This is a genomic window from Pseudoalteromonas phenolica (genome assembly GCF_044788725.1).
Lineage (GTDB): Bacteria > Pseudomonadota > Gammaproteobacteria > Enterobacterales > Alteromonadaceae > Pseudoalteromonas > Pseudoalteromonas phenolica_C.
Map to the genome: position 1 here is coordinate 469,705 of NZ_CP173162.1, position 15,511 is coordinate 485,215.

The 15,511-nt window shown below is 40.3% G+C and carries 14 protein-coding genes; 9 read left to right on the plus strand and 5 right to left on the minus strand.

Features of this window, described 5'->3' with window-relative positions:
• Window positions 1–131: 131 nt before the first annotated feature.
• Entirely contained in the window at window positions 132–1,736 is a 1,605-nt protein-coding gene (locus ACH784_RS19645) for an isocitrate lyase (protein ID WP_404396929.1), read from the minus strand.
• Window positions 1,737–1,985: 249 nt separating this feature from the next.
• Between ACH784_RS19645 and ACH784_RS19650 the strand changes: the two genes are divergently transcribed.
• Complete coding sequence (locus ACH784_RS19650; protein ID WP_404396931.1) at window positions 1,986–4,163, plus strand: malate synthase G; 2,178 nt, start codon at window positions 1,986–1,988, stop codon at window positions 4,161–4,163.
• A 402-nt stretch (window positions 4,164–4,565) separates the two neighbouring features.
• Here the strand turns inward: ACH784_RS19650 and ACH784_RS19655 are convergent, their stop codons facing one another.
• Window positions 4,566–6,632: a beta-propeller domain-containing protein gene (locus ACH784_RS19655; protein ID WP_404396933.1), complete on the minus strand. Its 2,067-nt coding sequence runs from the start codon at window positions 6,630–6,632 to the stop codon at window positions 4,566–4,568.
• Between the two features lie 175 nt (window positions 6,633–6,807).
• Here ACH784_RS19655 and ACH784_RS19660 point away from each other — a divergent pair, with 175 nt between their 5' ends.
• From ACH784_RS19660 to ACH784_RS19675, 4 genes are read left to right on the plus strand one after another with little or no spacing between them, the layout of a single operon-like run.
• Window positions 6,808–7,746: a MipA/OmpV family protein gene (locus ACH784_RS19660; RefSeq protein WP_404396935.1), complete on the plus strand. Its 939-nt coding sequence runs from the start codon at window positions 6,808–6,810 to the stop codon at window positions 7,744–7,746.
• A complete protein-coding gene (locus ACH784_RS19665) occupies window positions 7,736–8,146 on the plus strand; it encodes a DUF3019 domain-containing protein (RefSeq protein WP_404396937.1) in 411 nt (136 codons plus the stop codon). Before ACH784_RS19660 ends, ACH784_RS19665 begins: the two co-directional genes overlap by 11 nt.
• Window positions 8,146–8,835 carry a response regulator gene (locus tag ACH784_RS19670; protein WP_404396940.1) on the plus strand — a complete coding sequence of 230 codons (690 nt, stop codon included), beginning with the start codon at window positions 8,146–8,148 and terminating at the stop codon, window positions 8,833–8,835. The genes ACH784_RS19665 and ACH784_RS19670 overlap by 1 nt, the downstream gene beginning before the upstream one ends.
• 33 nt (window positions 8,836–8,868) lie before the next feature.
• Window positions 8,869–10,062 (plus strand): ATP-binding protein, encoded by a 1,194-nt coding sequence (locus ACH784_RS19675; protein ID WP_404396942.1) that lies wholly within the window; start codon window positions 8,869–8,871, stop codon window positions 10,060–10,062.
• An 86-nt stretch (window positions 10,063–10,148) separates the two neighbouring features.
• Here the strand turns inward: ACH784_RS19675 and ACH784_RS19680 are convergent, their stop codons facing one another.
• From ACH784_RS19680 to ACH784_RS19690, 3 genes are all read right to left on the minus strand, one after another.
• Complete coding sequence (locus ACH784_RS19680; RefSeq protein ID WP_404396944.1) at window positions 10,149–10,688, minus strand: hypothetical protein; 540 nt, start codon at window positions 10,686–10,688, stop codon at window positions 10,149–10,151.
• Window positions 10,689–10,975: 287 nt separating this feature from the next.
• Window positions 10,976–11,389 (minus strand): alternative ribosome rescue aminoacyl-tRNA hydrolase ArfB, encoded by a 414-nt coding sequence (gene arfB, locus ACH784_RS19685; RefSeq protein WP_138479322.1) that lies wholly within the window; start codon window positions 11,387–11,389, stop codon window positions 10,976–10,978.
• 138 nt (window positions 11,390–11,527) lie between these two features.
• Window positions 11,528–11,830: a hypothetical protein gene (locus tag ACH784_RS19690; protein ID WP_404396946.1), complete on the minus strand. Its 303-nt coding sequence runs from the start codon at window positions 11,828–11,830 to the stop codon at window positions 11,528–11,530.
• A 123-nt stretch (window positions 11,831–11,953) separates the two neighbouring features.
• Here ACH784_RS19690 and nhaR point away from each other — a divergent pair, with 123 nt between their 5' ends.
• The 4 genes from nhaR (at window position 11,954) to ACH784_RS19710 (ending at window position 15,303) form a co-directional block, all read left to right on the plus strand.
• Window positions 11,954–12,847 carry a transcriptional activator NhaR gene (gene nhaR / locus ACH784_RS19695; RefSeq protein WP_404396948.1) on the plus strand — a complete coding sequence of 298 codons (894 nt, stop codon included), beginning with the start codon at window positions 11,954–11,956 and terminating at the stop codon, window positions 12,845–12,847.
• Window positions 12,848–12,930: 83 nt separating this feature from the next.
• Entirely contained in the window at window positions 12,931–13,878 is a 948-nt protein-coding gene (locus ACH784_RS19700) for a class I SAM-dependent methyltransferase (RefSeq protein WP_404396949.1), read from the plus strand.
• Window positions 13,879–14,346: 468 nt separating this feature from the next.
• Window positions 14,347–14,811 carry a GNAT family N-acetyltransferase gene (locus tag ACH784_RS19705; protein WP_404396951.1) on the plus strand — a complete coding sequence of 155 codons (465 nt, stop codon included), beginning with the start codon at window positions 14,347–14,349 and terminating at the stop codon, window positions 14,809–14,811.
• Between the two features lie 123 nt (window positions 14,812–14,934).
• Complete coding sequence (locus tag ACH784_RS19710) at window positions 14,935–15,303, plus strand: response regulator (protein WP_404396953.1); 369 nt, start codon at window positions 14,935–14,937, stop codon at window positions 15,301–15,303.
• Window positions 15,304–15,511: the final 208 nt, after the last annotated feature.

Below are 15,511 nucleotides of genomic sequence, written 5' to 3' on the forward strand. Positions count from 1 at the left end.
TTAATACTAAGCGTAAATTGTGATTGAAATGTGGAGTGTAAAGGCCCTTTACATGTTTTTAGAGGGTTACTTAAAACGATAAAAGGGCCCGATTGGGCCCTTTGCTGATAAGGAACTATATGACTCAAAAATTAGAATTGGTTCATGGTGTTGGCTTCACCACCTGCTTTTAGTGCATTGTCACCAGAGAAGTACTCTTTGTGCGTATCACCGATGTTTGAACCTGCTAGGTCTTGGTGTTTCACTGACGCTTGTTCACGGCGGATTTCTTGACGTTGAACATCACGTACATAAGCCAGCATACCTAGGTCACCAAAGTAACCTTCAGCAAGAATATCTGTGCTTAGTGCAGCCGTGTGATAAGTTGGTAGCGTGATTAGGTGGTGGAAAATACCCGCTTCACGAGCGCCATCTTTTTGGAAGTTCTGTACTAATACATCTGCCGCTGCTGCAAGTTCAGAGCTATCAAGTTCAGGTGCCATCAATGCTTTGATATCTTGAGACGGATCTGGGTAAGCAGATAGGTCTTTACCTTGTGCTTGCCATTCTGCGTATACTTGCTCGCGGAACTTAAGTGTCCAGTTGAATGACGGTGAGTTGTTGTATACTAACTTCGCATTTGGTACTTGCTCACGAACGCGATTAACAAGCTCAGCGATTTGTTTTACGTTTGGTTTTTCAGTTTCAATCCATAGTAAGTCAGCACCCGACTGTAGGCTAGTTACACAATCTAGTACTACGCGGTCTTTTTCTGTGCCTTCTTTGAATTGGTATAAACCATTGTCTAGGCGTACCGGTTTACACAGCTCACCGTTAAGTTTAATTGCCATCTCGCCTTCTTCTAGGTCTGCGCCACCTGTGATTGGCGTTGTGTCTAAGAATGCGGTGTACTGGCTAGCTAAGTCGCCCGGTGTTTTAGATACTGGCACTTTTTGTGTCAGGCTTGCACCGAGAGAATCTGTACGCGCTACAATCACACCATCTTCAACACCTAGTTCAAGGAATGCATAACGAACTGCGTTGATTTTTGCTAAGAAGTCTTCGTGAGGCACAGTTACTTTACCCGCTTGGTGACCACACTGTTTTGCATCAGAAACCTGGTTTTCAATTTGAATAGCACATGCGCCCGCTTCAATCATTTTCTTAGCAAGTAGATAAGTTGCTTCTTCGTTACCGAAGCCCGCGTCGATATCAGCAATAATTGGTACTACGTGAGTTTCGAAGTTGTCGATTTTACTCAGAACTGCTTCAACATCACAGCCATTTGCTTTTGCTTCATCTAACTCTTTATATAGGTGATCGAGTTCTCGTGCATCTGCTTGCTTCAAGAAAGTATAGATTTCTTCGATAAGCGCAGGTACTGAGGTTTTCTCATGCATACTTTGGTCAGGTAGTGGACCAAACTCTGAGCGAAGTGCCGCAACCATCCAGCCACTTAGGTAAACGTATGAGCGTTTAGTCGTTTTTTGATGGCGCTTAACAGCCATCATCATTTGCTGTGCCGTGAAGCCGTGCCAACACCCTAGAGACTGGGTGTATTGACTGCTATCTGCGTCATAAGCCGCCATGTCTTCACGCATCACTTTTGCTGTGTACTTTGCGATGTCTAAGCCTGTTTTAAAGCGGTTTTGCAAATTCATACGGCTTGCAAACTCTGGGCTGATTGATTGCCACGTGTTGCCCTGTGTTTGGCAAAGTGTGCTGAAGTGGTCAAGTTTTGATTGATAGCTAGTCATAATAAAAATCCTTCGAACGGGTTGCTGTATAACTTTTTATTCATGTTTATGAGAGTGACACCATAAAGCTGTTGGTTATTTGCTCTGCTTGGCGCTTAATTCAACACTAGGCCGATTTTTATAATTTTTTAAATTTATAGTTGTTATCTTGGGTATTCTTTTTGTGAATGGGTTTGGGGTTAGGTTTTCGCTGTTTTTAAGATATGGTTTGTCTAAACCCGTTCAAATTTTATGCTTAGGAAGATATTCATGAGTGCAACTGTTCAACAAGCTGGCTTAACCATAGATCAGCAACTTTATGACTTCGTTAATCAACAGGCTTTGCCCGGCACCGGTTTGCAAGCAGAGGCTTTTTGGCAAGGTTTTGCAGATTTGGTCAATGAACTTACACCAATCAATAAATCATTACTTACAAAGCGTGATACGCTGCAGTTGCAGATTGATGCTTTCCATAAGCAGCAAGGGCAATGGGATGCAGAGGCTTATAAATCATTTTTGACTGAAATAGGTTATCTAGTGCCTGAGCCTGAAGAAGCTACGATCACCACTGAACACGTTGAACCTGAGATTGCGCTCACAGCAGCCCCACAGCTGGTTGTGCCTGTAAGCAATGCGCGTTTTGCATTGAATGCGGCGAATGCAAGGTGGGGCTCGCTCTATGATGCGCTGTACGGCACGGATTTATTGCCAGAAAAAGATGGCGCTGAAAAACAAAAAGCATATAACCCGGTACGTGGCTTTAAAGTCATGGCTTACGCTAGACAGTTTTTAGATATTGCCCTGCCGCTGCAATCAGGCTCTCATATTGAGAGTACTAATTACTCAGTGCTAGATGAGCAACTAGTTGTCACTTTGAATGACAGCTCGCAAGTCTCGCTTTCGACACCTGCACAATTTGTGGGTTATCAAGGTCAGGCACAGAATCCAACGGCTTTATTGTTTAAGCATCATGATTTACACATCGAAATTCAAATTGACCCACATAACCCTATCGGACAAGCCGACAAAGCGGGGATCAAAGACGTCTTACTCGAAGCCGCGTTAACGACCATCATGGACTGTGAAGACTCTGTGGCCGCTGTTGACGCTGAAGACAAAGTCGGTGTTTACAGCAATTGGTTAGGCTTGATGAAAGGTACCCTGACGGATACGTTTATAAAAGATGGTCAAGAACTGACGCGAAGCCTAGCAACCGATCGTGAATATACCAGTAAGAGTGGTGAGCGTTTGAGCTTGAAAGGTCGAAGTATGATGTTTGTGCGTAATGTCGGACATTTAATGACAAACCCTGCGATCTTAGATCAAAATGGCGAAGAGATCTTTGAAGGGATCATGGATGCGGTGATCACGTCGCTGTGTGCAATGCATGACCTGCAAGGTAATAGCCCATTTAAAAACTCGACGGCGGCGAGCGTTAATATCGTTAAACCTAAGATGCATGGCCCTGAAGAAGTCGCCTTTACCAATACCCTATTCTCTCGTGTTGAAAGTTTACTCGGTTTGCCTGAAAACACTTTAAAAATGGGCATTATGGATGAAGAACGTCGCACTTCCGTGAATCTAATGGCATGTATTAACCAAGCTAAATCTCGCGTGGTATTTATTAACACTGGTTTCTTAGACAGAACCGGTGATGAAATTCACACTTCTATGGTAGCGGGTCCGGTATTGCCAAAAGGTCAGATCAAGGCACAACCTTGGATAGCAGCGTATGAAGATCAGAATGTGGATATTGGTCTAAAATGCGGTTTCAGTGGCAAGGCGCAGATCGGTAAAGGCATGTGGCCGATGCCAGATAAAATGGCAATGATGATGGAACAAAAGTTGGCTCACCCTAAATCGGGTGCCAATACTGCTTGGGTGCCATCACCTACAGCGGCAACTCTTCATGCGATGCATTACCATCAAGTGGATGTTTTTGCTATTCAGGCTGAGCTGAAAGCGCGTCAACAAGCGTCACTTGATGACTTATTAACACCACCTTTGCTGCTTGATGTAGAGCTAAGCAAAGAAGATGTTCAATCTGAACTTGAGAATAACGCACAGGGCATTTTAGGTTATGTGGTGCGTTGGATAGACCAAGGTGTTGGTTGTTCAAAAGTGCCTGATATTAATCATATTGGCTTAATGGAAGATCGAGCGACTTTACGTATTTCAAGTCAACATATCGCGAACTGGTTGAAACATGGCATTTGTACGCCAGAGCAAGTACAAGCGACATTTGCCAAAATGGCTGAAGTGGTCGACACACAAAACGCCCATGATAGCAACTACACACCTATGGCAAGTAGTAGTGAAAACTTACATAGCAACCTAGCTTATCAAGCGGCATTAGCCTTAGTATTCGAAGGTGAACAACAGCCTAATGGCTATACTGAACCGCTATTACACAGTTACCGCCTTAAATACAAAGCGGCAATTAGCTAAAGTGTTCGCATAACCAATTTCTTTCCTAGATTGATGCCAACGTAAAGTTGGCATTTTTGTTTGGAGTTATGATTATAAATTAGTAAAAACTTGAAATGTGATGTTGTAACAATTTTTATTTTGTTATATTGTAACAACTGTTTTAAGTGATGTACTTTCTTTTCCCTTGAGTAGAGATACAAGCATTTTTCGCCCGTAAATGAAGTTTGTAGCTCAAATCAATTAAGGAGTACGCTCTAGGTGGAGGGTTTTCTCAGTTTCCCTCCGCCTTTTTTATGTCTCAAAACCCTTTTCAAACATGTAAAGCCCCTTTACAAAATTGTGTATTTCATAACAAAAAAAAGCCGGCAGATGCCAGCTTTGGTAATACCCTGTTAGGGCATTATGCGTAAATTTTATTTTTTAGAGCGGGCCTTTATTATCACTTGGGGTTTGCCATAAGCTGTGCCAGATGTAATTACCATGAATGTAATACAAGTCATCACTATGTATTACGGCTCTGTCTAGTCCGCCCCACACGTATGGCACTGTTTCTGCGTTAATGTCTGAGTAATCAACTTGACTGCTACCAAGGTAATTAAGTGCAGGTGAACTTTGAGTTTCAATTTCGAAAGCTGCGAGCTCTGCAATTCGACGCCATTGATAAAGAGAATCTGTGTTTGTTTCGCTTTGCCATCTTTCTACAGGCATAGTGAATCTCAATTTACCTGATTGTGTTGCTAAAAAGCTCAGTGATTTGTAGTCCCATTCCGCTGCTGTATAGGCGTTGGCAAATACTTTCTCATTAACGACTTTAGGCTTGGTGATGTCTGCAATATCAAACAAGGTGACTTTAGCGCCATTTTCAACATCTTGTGCGCTTGGGTCTCGCCAATCTCGAATATTTTGTCCAATACCTAACAGTAAGTTTTCTCCAACAGGATGCAAATAGGCTGAGTAGCCAGGAATTTCTAATGCGCCAGCTATCTTAGGCTGGGTTTTATCTGTTAAGTCGATAACGTAGAGCGGGTCAACTTGTCTAAATGTAACAATAAATGCCTTGTCTTCAGAAAAGCGAACAGCATAAATATTTTCATCAACCAATCCTTGCTCGTTGGTTTTGCCTATAGGTGTGGGCTGAGCATCGTTGGGTAGTTTCGCAATTGGCGCTAATGAGTTTTCTTGCTGCTGTAAGACAAACAATTGATGCTTAAAAGGCGAAAAGCCAGCAGACTCGTTATAGGGTAAATTGGTTGTGGTTACAACGCGTAAATCGTTGTTAAATTCACTAAATCTTAAATTCTGTTGTCCGCCGCCTAAATGACCTTCAACAGCGCCCGTAGCTGCATAGTTTAGCGTATCACCAGTAAGCTCAAACTTATGAATAACGGTTTTGACTTCATCCTCTTGATATACGGTGCCGTGTGTATAGAGTGAATTCTCAGAAGCATAGACGCCATAAACATTGGTATTCACACAAAGAGATTCTCTTTGCTCTGGGTTACTTAAATTAATCTTAGTAATGGTAATAATACTGTCAAACCCATCTTTATCAGATGCATCAGATGAGATGTAGCAGTTATCAGGCGTGACTAATTCTTCACTACTTTCATTTGTGGTATTGGTAATGTTTGGAGTTAATGAGGCAATTTGCTCGTCATTGAGTTTTTGATAGTTAGCTAATACCGTTGCGTCATCACTATTACTCAGATCAAAACCTGTATAGTTTGGGTGGTAATTGCTGACTAAATACAGTGAGCCATCTATTACTCTGCTGTCGATTAACCCCCCTTCAATTTTATATTGATGCTTTATAGCGGCTTGGCTAGGTTGACTGACATCAACAAAACTTAATTCGAACTCGTTAGCGCCATAATAAAAATAGGGTTCTACGGTACTGGCGGTTTCACTGCTTGTGGAATCTATTGCTGCCATACCAAACGAGAAGTAACTAGGCGCATAATCTAAAACAGCAAGAGTATTGTTGTGTAAGTAAAGCTGTTGTTCACCCCATTGTGATTCTGAATAATTAAGGGTATGTACTTGGCTCATTTCGCCTTCAGCATTTCGTTGCATAATTCGAATATAATTTTGTCCTTGCGATGATGCATGATCTATGTCATTGAAAGAACTTGCAGCAATAAACAAATACTCACCGTTATATTTAATTCTGTCAGCCTCATCAACATTTTGTTCTTGTCGATTGGTTTGAGAAAAGTCACTTGGGGCTGTTGGGCTGGCAACTGCATCGTTTTCTGCTTGCTCGTTATTGGAGAGGCGATTCTGATAGCGTTTAAATACTCCATTTTTTAGATTTTGCGTAAATTGAAATTCAGAGGCTTTAATCAATGGCGCTGCTGAAACTGTTACGTCATTTAATTGTGGAATTTTTGTCTCGTCGATAGGTGGCTTTTCATTACTGCTTGAACTACCGCCACATCCTACTAATAGACTGAGTGTTATTGAACTGAGAATAAATTTACTCTTCACAGCTAGCTCCTTGAAAGTCGTTAATTAAAAAATATGATGTTTATTTTTTAATCTTAATCGGCCTAGTTGGAATATCTGTTATTTTAGCTAGGCGAATTGTTATTTAATGTAACCGAGCATAGAAAAATAACTTAGGAGTGGTAAATTATAGTCAGGGAAATAGAAGGGTTTGATTTTGAAAGCTTCTTTAAAGTATTTATTGTTTTTGGCTTTATTTGCAGCGCCACTTTTAAGCGTGGCAGCTGGCCCACCAACAGCAACTTGCTCACAAGCCAATGAGGAATGTATTGAAATTGGCCAGTGGCAGGTTTCTTTAGCTGTCGGAGGTGGTGTACTGACTAACCCTTTGCAAGGGGGTAAAAACATTCCCTTACTTTTGGTGCCTTATATCAGCTATTACAATGAGCAGTTCTTTCTTGAAAACACCACACTAGGATATACATTTCAAGAAACTGAGTACTTCGATATCAGTGCCATTATTGAACTGAATTCTGAACAAAAATATTTTAATCGCCTTCACACGGGTAATTTAATAGGGGTTGATGGGGCTTTAAGTGAAGGAGGTGATGTACAAACTCCTACAGAGCCTAGTAGTGGTGGAGAAGACATTTTTCCCGAAACAGATAAACCTGTTGAACCAAAACGCCTTCCCACTTTAGATGATATCGCCAAACGCGATTGGGCTATAGATGCCGGTGTGCTTGCCCATTGGTATCTAGGTAAACAACATAAAATAACGGCTCAGTGGTCACATGATGTCAGTGGCGTTTATAAAGGCCAGCATATTAAGGCAAGTTATAAATACCAGCTCCCCGTTTTTGATTGGCCTGCGAGATTACAGCTTTCAGCAGGATTTGACTGGCAAAGTGCTGAGCTTATTGACTATTACTATGGGCTAAACAGTAAAGATAACGTAGAGCAAGCTTATTTTTATCAGGGTGAGCAAGGTGTGTCGCCTTTTTTTGGCGCGGCATTTAACTATCGGATAAACAAGCAGTGGCAATTTAAATTCAGCGCCAAACGTACTTTCTTATCGAGTGCGATAACAGATAGCCCATTAGTGAATGATAAGCATCAAGATTACTTGTTCATCGGGGGGCTATATGAGTTTTAGTCGTCCGTGCATTGTGTTTGTTATTGGTTGTTTTTCTTTGTCTCATGTTTATGCGCAAACCTCTCCTCAGGATGACAAAAAGCAGTCCCCTTCCCTCGTTATAAAGCCGATTACCTGTGTTGTTAAAAGCTTAGGTGATGCATGTCAGATGAAGGCGAGTGTAATGTGGCAGTCACCAGAATTACAAGATGTGTGCCTATTTCAAGATAAGCAGCAACTGAAGTGTTGGGCTAAGCAAAATCAAGTATCTGAAATGGTTGATGTGACACTAGATAAAACCATGGTATTTAGTTTGCGTGATACTAAGCAACGTACATTGGTAGAACAAACCATAAAAGTCCATGCATTGAGCAGTCGAAAGTACCGCCGAAAGTTAAAGTCTGATTGGAGTTTATTTTAATGTCTAAAATTATTTTAGTTGAAGACGATGTTCGCTTAGCCACTTTGACTGCACAATTTTTAAAAGCAAATGGGTTTGAGGTCGAGATGATCCACGATGGGGCTGACGCTGCTGAGCAGATCATTGCCATGCAACCCGATATCGTGATTTTAGATATTATGTTACCCAATCAAGATGGATTTAGTATCTGTCGCGCCATCAGAAATGAATATTTAGGGCCGGTATTGTTTTTAAGTGCCAAAGACAGCGATTTCGATCAGGTAAAAGGGCTAGAGATTGGGGCAGACGATTATGTCATCAAGCCTGTTGAGCCTTTTGTGCTATTGGCGCGTTTGAATGCCCTACTCCGTCGTTGTCAGAATAAGCCAGTAAATCAAGATTCTCTAACCCTAGGTACATTACAAATCGATAAAGCAGATCGCCGAGTTTACCTTGATAGCAAAGAGGTCGAGCTAACCAGTTATGAGTTTGATCTATTATGGACGCTAGCAAGCAATGCCGGCGAAACTCAAAGCAGAGAGTTTATCTATAAACATGTGGTTGGCAGAGAATATGATGGACTTGATCGCAGTGTCGATGTGCGTATTTCTCGTCTTCGCAAGAAGTTAGGAGATAACTTAGAGCAACCATTTAGACTCATCACAGTATGGGGTAAAGGCTACTTATGCTCCAAGTCGGCTTGGGATTAATCAAGCGTGGTTCGTCTTCTTATTAGTCTCTACTTGGTAGTCATAACCAGCATTATTGTTATCAATCAAGCCAGTGACTATGTTTGGCAAAATTGGGTAACACAAGCCCCAGATGAACTTCGTCATGCCAAACAAGTTGCCAATGTCATGCAGGCACACATTACCTCGCCAGCACAGTTGCAAGCGAGTTATCAGGGGCTAGATATTGATAGTATCGCCTGGTTAGACGAGCAGCGCACTCAATTATTAAATGGTGAAGTACTGACAACCTATAATGCCCAAGGTCAGGCATTATTAAGCTTTTTATTAATCGACAACTTCACTTTAGTACAGCTCGGTCCTTTTTTACCCTCAGAACCGGCGTCGAATAAGCTATACCTTTTCAAATTCATCTCTTTTTTGGTATTAGGGTTATTGTTGATTGTTTGGTTAAGACCTTTATGGTCAGACTTGATGCAGTTTAAGCGAGTTACAGAACAATTAGCGCAAGGCAACTTAAATGTAGAGCGTAAAACTTCTCGCTTTTCTGCCATTTCTGATCTCACCGAGCAGTTTCATATTATGGCGCAAAAAGTCGCTAATTTGATGACGGATCAAAAGCAGCTCGTTAATGCGGTTTCTCATGAACTTCGCACTCCGCTTGCGAGATTAAAATTTGCGTTGGCTATGCTACAAAGTGCGCAGCCTGAGCAAGTTTCTGGTATGCAACAAGATGTTCAAGAGATGGAGTCATTAATCGATGAAATGCTCGGTTACGCGCGTTTAGAAATCGCGGGCGAGCAGTTAAGTTGTGAAGAGTTTGACCTATCAGAGTTAATGCAGGCGCAACTTGATAAGCTGCAAGGGCCTAGCAGTAAAGAAGTTACCGCATCTATTTCATCAGGTATTACAGTCAATGCCAATGCGCATTACCTTGCTCGTGTGATACAAAATTTACTGCAAAATGCCGATAAATATGGTGCTAGCCAAATTGAGGTGTCTCTAACTGAGGTTGAAAAGCAGGTTATTATTGTGGTTGAAGATGATGGGGAAGGGATCGCTGAAGACCAATACGAGAGCGTGTTTATGCCGTTTGTTCGATTAGAAAAGAGCCGCAACAAGCACCTTGGCGGTTATGGACTAGGTCTGGCCATAGTGAAAAAAATTGTGAGCTGGCATAAAGGGCAATGTGTTGTAGCAAAAAGTAAACTTGGCGGTGCGAGTTTTGTGATCACACTGCCAAAATGAGTTTTATCAAAGTCTGAAATAAAAGATTTAGAAACTGTTCCAAAAACAACAAAGGCCTTAATTAAGGCCTTTGTTGTTAGTACTAATTATTCAAACTCTAAGGTGATGTAATTTGAGACGAACGGGTCAATGGTAATCGTACCTGTTGCATAGGATTTTCTGTCAACACCTCTGGTTTGCGCTTTAATGTAATACTTACCAGCTGGCAGTGTAATATTCTCATTAAAGGTAGTATCAAGTTTGGTTCTTGTATTTATTAACCAGCCTTCTGGTGAGTACTCATATAAGTAAGCTTCGAATGCGACATTACCGATACGAGGGTGAAAAGAGCGCTCTATTTTTAGGATTGTTTTATCGTTTGGATTACGCTCGGCTTTAGTTATGGTTGTTTGCCCATAATCTCGCGACGTTTTTTCAGCTGTGATAATCGAAATATTTTCACTGCGAACCGAATAATTACCTGATTGATTGGGTGTGTTTGTTACGGGAGATGATGGGCTTGTAGAACCAAGGATACCGTTTATTGCACCGTTGACGCCGTCTTTAACTGTACGTTCAACGGTCGTTGTTGAACAGCCTGATAGTACTGTCATTGCGGTGAATAATAACGCGAGTTGAGTTTTCATATTTCTTCCTAGTCGTTTTGGCTTACCTTAAAGTTCAAAAGTACACACTTTTGAATGCATTATTATTAAACAATTTACCCGTTATCTGCAATAAATAATATCTAAAATAGGGGCAAGGAGTGTATTTATACCAATCCACTTAATTAAGTGAGCTATTTTGAGGGTAGGAAAGTTTGTCGATAACAAGGCAAAAATTTTGCTATTTAGTTGTTCTAAATGAGAAATTTTTAACGCTGTTAGCGGCAACTTTAGTCCCTAAAAATGATTAAGTATTATTGAGATTGGTATTAGTAATCAACGCGCTTGCGAAGTTGTTTTGTTTGGCCTTTTTTGACTTTGCTATCGACGCGTTTACGTTGTGAGCTACGTGTCGGTTTTGTATCTCTGCGTGCCTTTTGAACTTTGATCGCATCTAAAATAAGGGCTTTTAAGCGCTCTAATGATTCTTCTTTATTCATTTCTTGACTACGGTGAGACTGCGCTTTTATGACGATGACGCCCTCTTTGGTGATCCTAGAATCTTTTAGCGCAAGTAGCCTTTCTTTGTAAAATTGTGGCAGCGATGAACGCTTTATATCGAACTTTAAATGAATGGCAGTTGATACTTTATTGACGTTTTGCCCGCCAGCGCCTTGGGCGCGGATCGCACTGAATTCTAATTGCCAAGCTGGAATTTCAACATTGTTGGATAAAACTAACATGTCACATCTCTTGGTTTTTGCTTAATAGTGAGAGTTTAACATGTTGGCGGTAGATGTTTGCAGTTTTGAAGATATGTCGTGTCCAAGCAACTGTTCAAGAAAAATCACGGCATCCTTGCCATGGCAAGTGCTTGGGAATTAGTGGCCTAGTTGGTACTTATGTGCTAATCGTTGCTGTGAATACTGAAGTGCGCGTTTTGTTGCTTGTAATAAGTCTTTACCCTTGGCTTTTATCTGCATACTAGGCAAGCCTGGCAATAATAATTCAATGTTGCATTGCTTCATGCTGGTGGCTTGATCTTGAGATATGTCTTTTACATTGATAGTAATTTTACGAATGTTTTTACTGTACTTAGACAGTTTGCTATTCACCAGTCGTGAAATTTGCATTTTTGTCGCAGCATTTTGTAATTTGTCTTGTAGCGTCAAAATCAGTTTCATCGTGTAAATTCCAATCAGTTTATAAAGTTTTATCGCGATATATTGCAGCGATGGAATTAATCTACTAATGTAATAGAAAAGAAAAAAGCTGATTAAATCTTACTTAGGGTTCGGTGAAATCGAATGATTACCAACATAAATTACAACCACCTGTATTACTTTTGGCAGGTAAGCCGCCATGGCAGCATCGCGGCAGCCAGTAAAGTGTTACATCTGACACCTCAAACTGTCAGTGCACAAATCACCAGTCTTGAACATCGACTAGGCAAACCATTATTTTTACGTGAAGGCCGTGGTCTTCGACTAACTGAGTTTGGCCTAGTCACTAAACAGTATGCTGATGATATGTTTGCCATTGCTGAAGAGTGGCTCGAAACCACGCAGGGTGATATGAGTAATGTCTCTAAAACCCTTAAAGTCGGTATCTCTGATTCTTTGCCTAAATCTCTGGTGTCTAAGTGGTTAGCACCTTTGATTGAGAATGAGCGTATTTCAAATCTGCATTGTATTGATGGTCAGCAAGCTGAGTTATTGGCGCAAATGGCGACTCATAAACTTGATTTAGTGTTAGCTGATAAGCCTCTAGACAGTAGCTTACCGTTTAAAGCTTTTTGTCATGAGATTGGTAAAAGCCAGCTTGGCTTTTTTGGTAAAGCCAGTTTGCAAAGCAATGTACAGTCTTTATTTCCTAACTCATTAAGTGAGTTACCAGTGATATTGCCAGCTAAAGGCAGCCCTGTGACGAGCGCGATTAAGTTCTGGCTTGAAGATTTGGAGCTAGAAGTTTCAGTCGCCGGTCATGTAGATGACAGTGCTTTAATGAAGGCGCTAGGTGAGCAAGGGTTTGGTATTTTCCCTGCGCCATTATCTATTAAACAAGAAATTGAAAAGGCACACGACGTCACGTATTTAGGTGCCATCGAAAATGTCTACCAACATTATTATGCGTTTACACCTGATAGACTCATTAAAGATTCTATTTACTCAGAGTTTGTGAAAAACGCACAAAGTTGCTGATCTAGCCGACTTTAAGCAAAGAAATTAGGGGCTTTGTGCTTTTGTGAGTACAATATGCCCCTATTTAGTTTTTTGAGCCCATTATGCAGTCTTCAGCACTTTCATTTCTTGATTCCCATCTTGCGAATATAACGCCTTTACCAAATGAAATTAGACGATTATTTCATGGCCGAGGTCGTGCGTTTGAAGGGCTAGAACAACTCACAATTGATTGGCTTGATGGGCAAATATTAATTTCAATATTTAAAGAGGTTGATAACGCCTTTATTGCTGAACTTAAAATACATGTCACCGAGTGGTTAAAATTACAAGCTTGGCAATCGCAAGTTCGCAGTGTTTTATTGCAGCATAGATATCAATTAAATTCACCGATTGAAGTACTTTTTGGTGAACTAAAGCAACAACAAGAAGTAATAGAAAACACACTAAAATTTAGACTCGATTTAGGGCAAAAACAAAATAACGGCTTATTTTTAGATATGCGTTATGGTCGAAAGTGGGTGCTTGAAAATAGTCAAAATAAGCGTGTTTTAAACTTATTTGCTTATACCTGTGGTTTTTCAGTGGCTGCCATTGCGGGCGGAGCAAGCAGCGTTGTTAACTTAGATATGGCCAAAGCGGCACTTGCTAAGGGAAGAGTAAATCATCAGTTGAATGGGCACGATCTCAGTCAAGTCAGCTTTTTAGGGCATGACCTTTTCAAATCATGGGGAAAAGTCAAAAAATATGGTCCTTATGACTTAATTATCATCGACCCACCTAGCTTCCAAAAAGGTAGTTTTGCATTAACCAAAGATTATAAAAAGATCCTAAGACGTTTGCATGAATTGCTCAGTGATAATGGTCAAGTACTCGCCTGTGTGAATGACCCTGATTTAACATCGCAGTTTTTAATTGATGAAATGGCTGAACATGCACCGCAAATGATTTATCAAGAACGCCTCGAAAATCCCCCCGAGTTTGTTGATTCAAACCCTGAAGCTAGTCTTAAGAGTTTGTTATTTAGCATTGAAAATAAACCAAAAGGCTAAATAAGCGCTTAGTAATAATGCATATCAAACGCTGTTATGTATGGTTGTAAAGGGGCTTTACATAATAAATAAAACCAGCACGGATCATTATTTTTCTAACCGCTAACTCGGTACTTCAGTGCGGCTGACTTCGAATGCAAATTAAATAATTTAATCAATAAAGTTGCTGTCTCGGAGCAATAAATTTGTTTTTTATGAGATGTATTGAATTTTTTTACAGAGATAAGGGTCAAAGTCTGAAGATAAAACATGTTTTTACTAACTGAAATGTTGTGTTTATTTTCTTAGATCATAATTTTACTAACATTTCTTTATTTAATTTTGTACCTGTAATTGAGTTTAAATTCCTGATCTACATTAACTTTTAAGTTAAATAGTTGTTTATATCAGTTAAATTAACTTGTTCATTTAATTCTAGAAGGTATAGTTTATGGCTGTTTTTGGACATCAAATAGGATTTGGTAAAACATGCAATTAGTCGATTTAAACCCTGAAGATCCCAATGTAATTGAGCTATTTACTGAGATCGATCGGCTAATGAATACGCTTTATCCAATCGCCAGTGATCAATCTCTTGCTTTATCTGAATTACGTCAGCCTAATGTTCGTGCTATCGGCTTACAAAATGAAGATGGCATTGTGGCATGTGGGGCGATAGTTAAGCAGTTTGATAAAACTTTATACGGCGAGCTAAAACGTTTATACGTAAAACCGGCTTATCGTGGTAAAGGGTTATCAAAACGCATAATGCAAACCCTGCTGCATTATGCTGGTGAAGCACAAATACCAATGATGCGCTTAGAAACCGGTAGTAAGCAGGCTGAAGCAATTAGCCTCTATGAAAGTTTGGGATTTAAGCGTTGTGAGCGTTTTGGTTTATATCGTGATAACCCTCTGAGTGTATTTATGGAGCTTCCACTTAATAAGGCTTAGGCTTGATTGAGTGTTCTACTAGTCGTTGTAACCTTCTGTAATAGCATTATCTATTAATTTGCAGTAATTTCGCGTCTGTATTCTATTTTTTCTACTTTTATCTTTTAAATGGAGACTTTCTGAATGAGAGTACTCGTTGTTGACGATATGGCAGCTATGCGGCATGTGATGATCAATATGTTGAGGCATGTCGGTTTCGAGCATTTAGACGAAGCTGTCGATGGTTTCCAAGCGCTAGGGATGCTAAAAAATGCCTCTTACGATCTTGTGATCACAGATCTTAATATGCCCAAAATGGATGGTCAGCAATTACTTAAATCGATCCGCAAAGATCAAAAATTAAAAGATACACCTGTGATCATGGTGACTTGTGAAAACGACAAGAAAAAAGTACAGCAAGCTTTATTAGAAAAAGTCAGCGGTTTTATTTTGAAGCCGTTCAACCTACAGACTCTTGAAAAGCAGCTATCCAGATTAAGAGCTGCTGTTTAATACCAGTCCGCTTAACTAAGTGGTCTATTTTGAGGCAAGAAAAACTGGTTGATAGCGAGGCGAAAATTTTGCTATTTAGTTGCTCTAAATGAGAAATTTTTAACGAAGCTAGCGTCAGTTTTAATCCCTCAAAATGATTAAGTGTTATTGCGGATTGGTATAATTATATATTTGAGAAAATAAAAAAGAGCACCATTTGGTGCTCTCA

Bases quoted from the DNA above. Each gene is read 5' to 3' on its own strand.
- ACH784_RS19645 (WP_404396929.1), bottom strand. From the start codon at position 1,736: ATGACTAGCTATCAATCAAAACTTGACCACTTCAGCACACTTTGCCAA.
- ACH784_RS19650 (WP_404396931.1), top strand. From the start codon at position 1,986: ATGAGTGCAACTGTTCAACAAGCTGGCTTAACCATAGATCAGCAACTT.
- ACH784_RS19665 (WP_404396937.1), top strand. From the start codon at position 7,736: ATGAGTTTTAGTCGTCCGTGCATTGTGTTTGTTATTGGTTGTTTTTCT.
- ACH784_RS19670 (WP_404396940.1), top strand. From the start codon at position 8,146: ATGTCTAAAATTATTTTAGTTGAAGACGATGTTCGCTTAGCCACTTTG.
- ACH784_RS19680 (WP_404396944.1), bottom strand. From the start codon at position 10,688: ATGAAAACTCAACTCGCGTTATTATTCACCGCAATGACAGTACTATCA.
- arfB (WP_138479322.1), bottom strand. From the start codon at position 11,389: ATGTTAGTTTTATCCAACAATGTTGAAATTCCAGCTTGGCAATTAGAA.
- ACH784_RS19690 (WP_404396946.1), bottom strand. From the start codon at position 11,830: ATGAAACTGATTTTGACGCTACAAGACAAATTACAAAATGCTGCGACA.
- nhaR (WP_404396948.1), top strand. From the start codon at position 11,954: ATGATTACCAACATAAATTACAACCACCTGTATTACTTTTGGCAGGTA.
- ACH784_RS19700 (WP_404396949.1), top strand. From the start codon at position 12,931: ATGCAGTCTTCAGCACTTTCATTTCTTGATTCCCATCTTGCGAATATA.
- ACH784_RS19705 (WP_404396951.1), top strand. From the start codon at position 14,347: ATGCAATTAGTCGATTTAAACCCTGAAGATCCCAATGTAATTGAGCTA.
- ACH784_RS19710 (WP_404396953.1), top strand. From the start codon at position 14,935: ATGAGAGTACTCGTTGTTGACGATATGGCAGCTATGCGGCATGTGATG.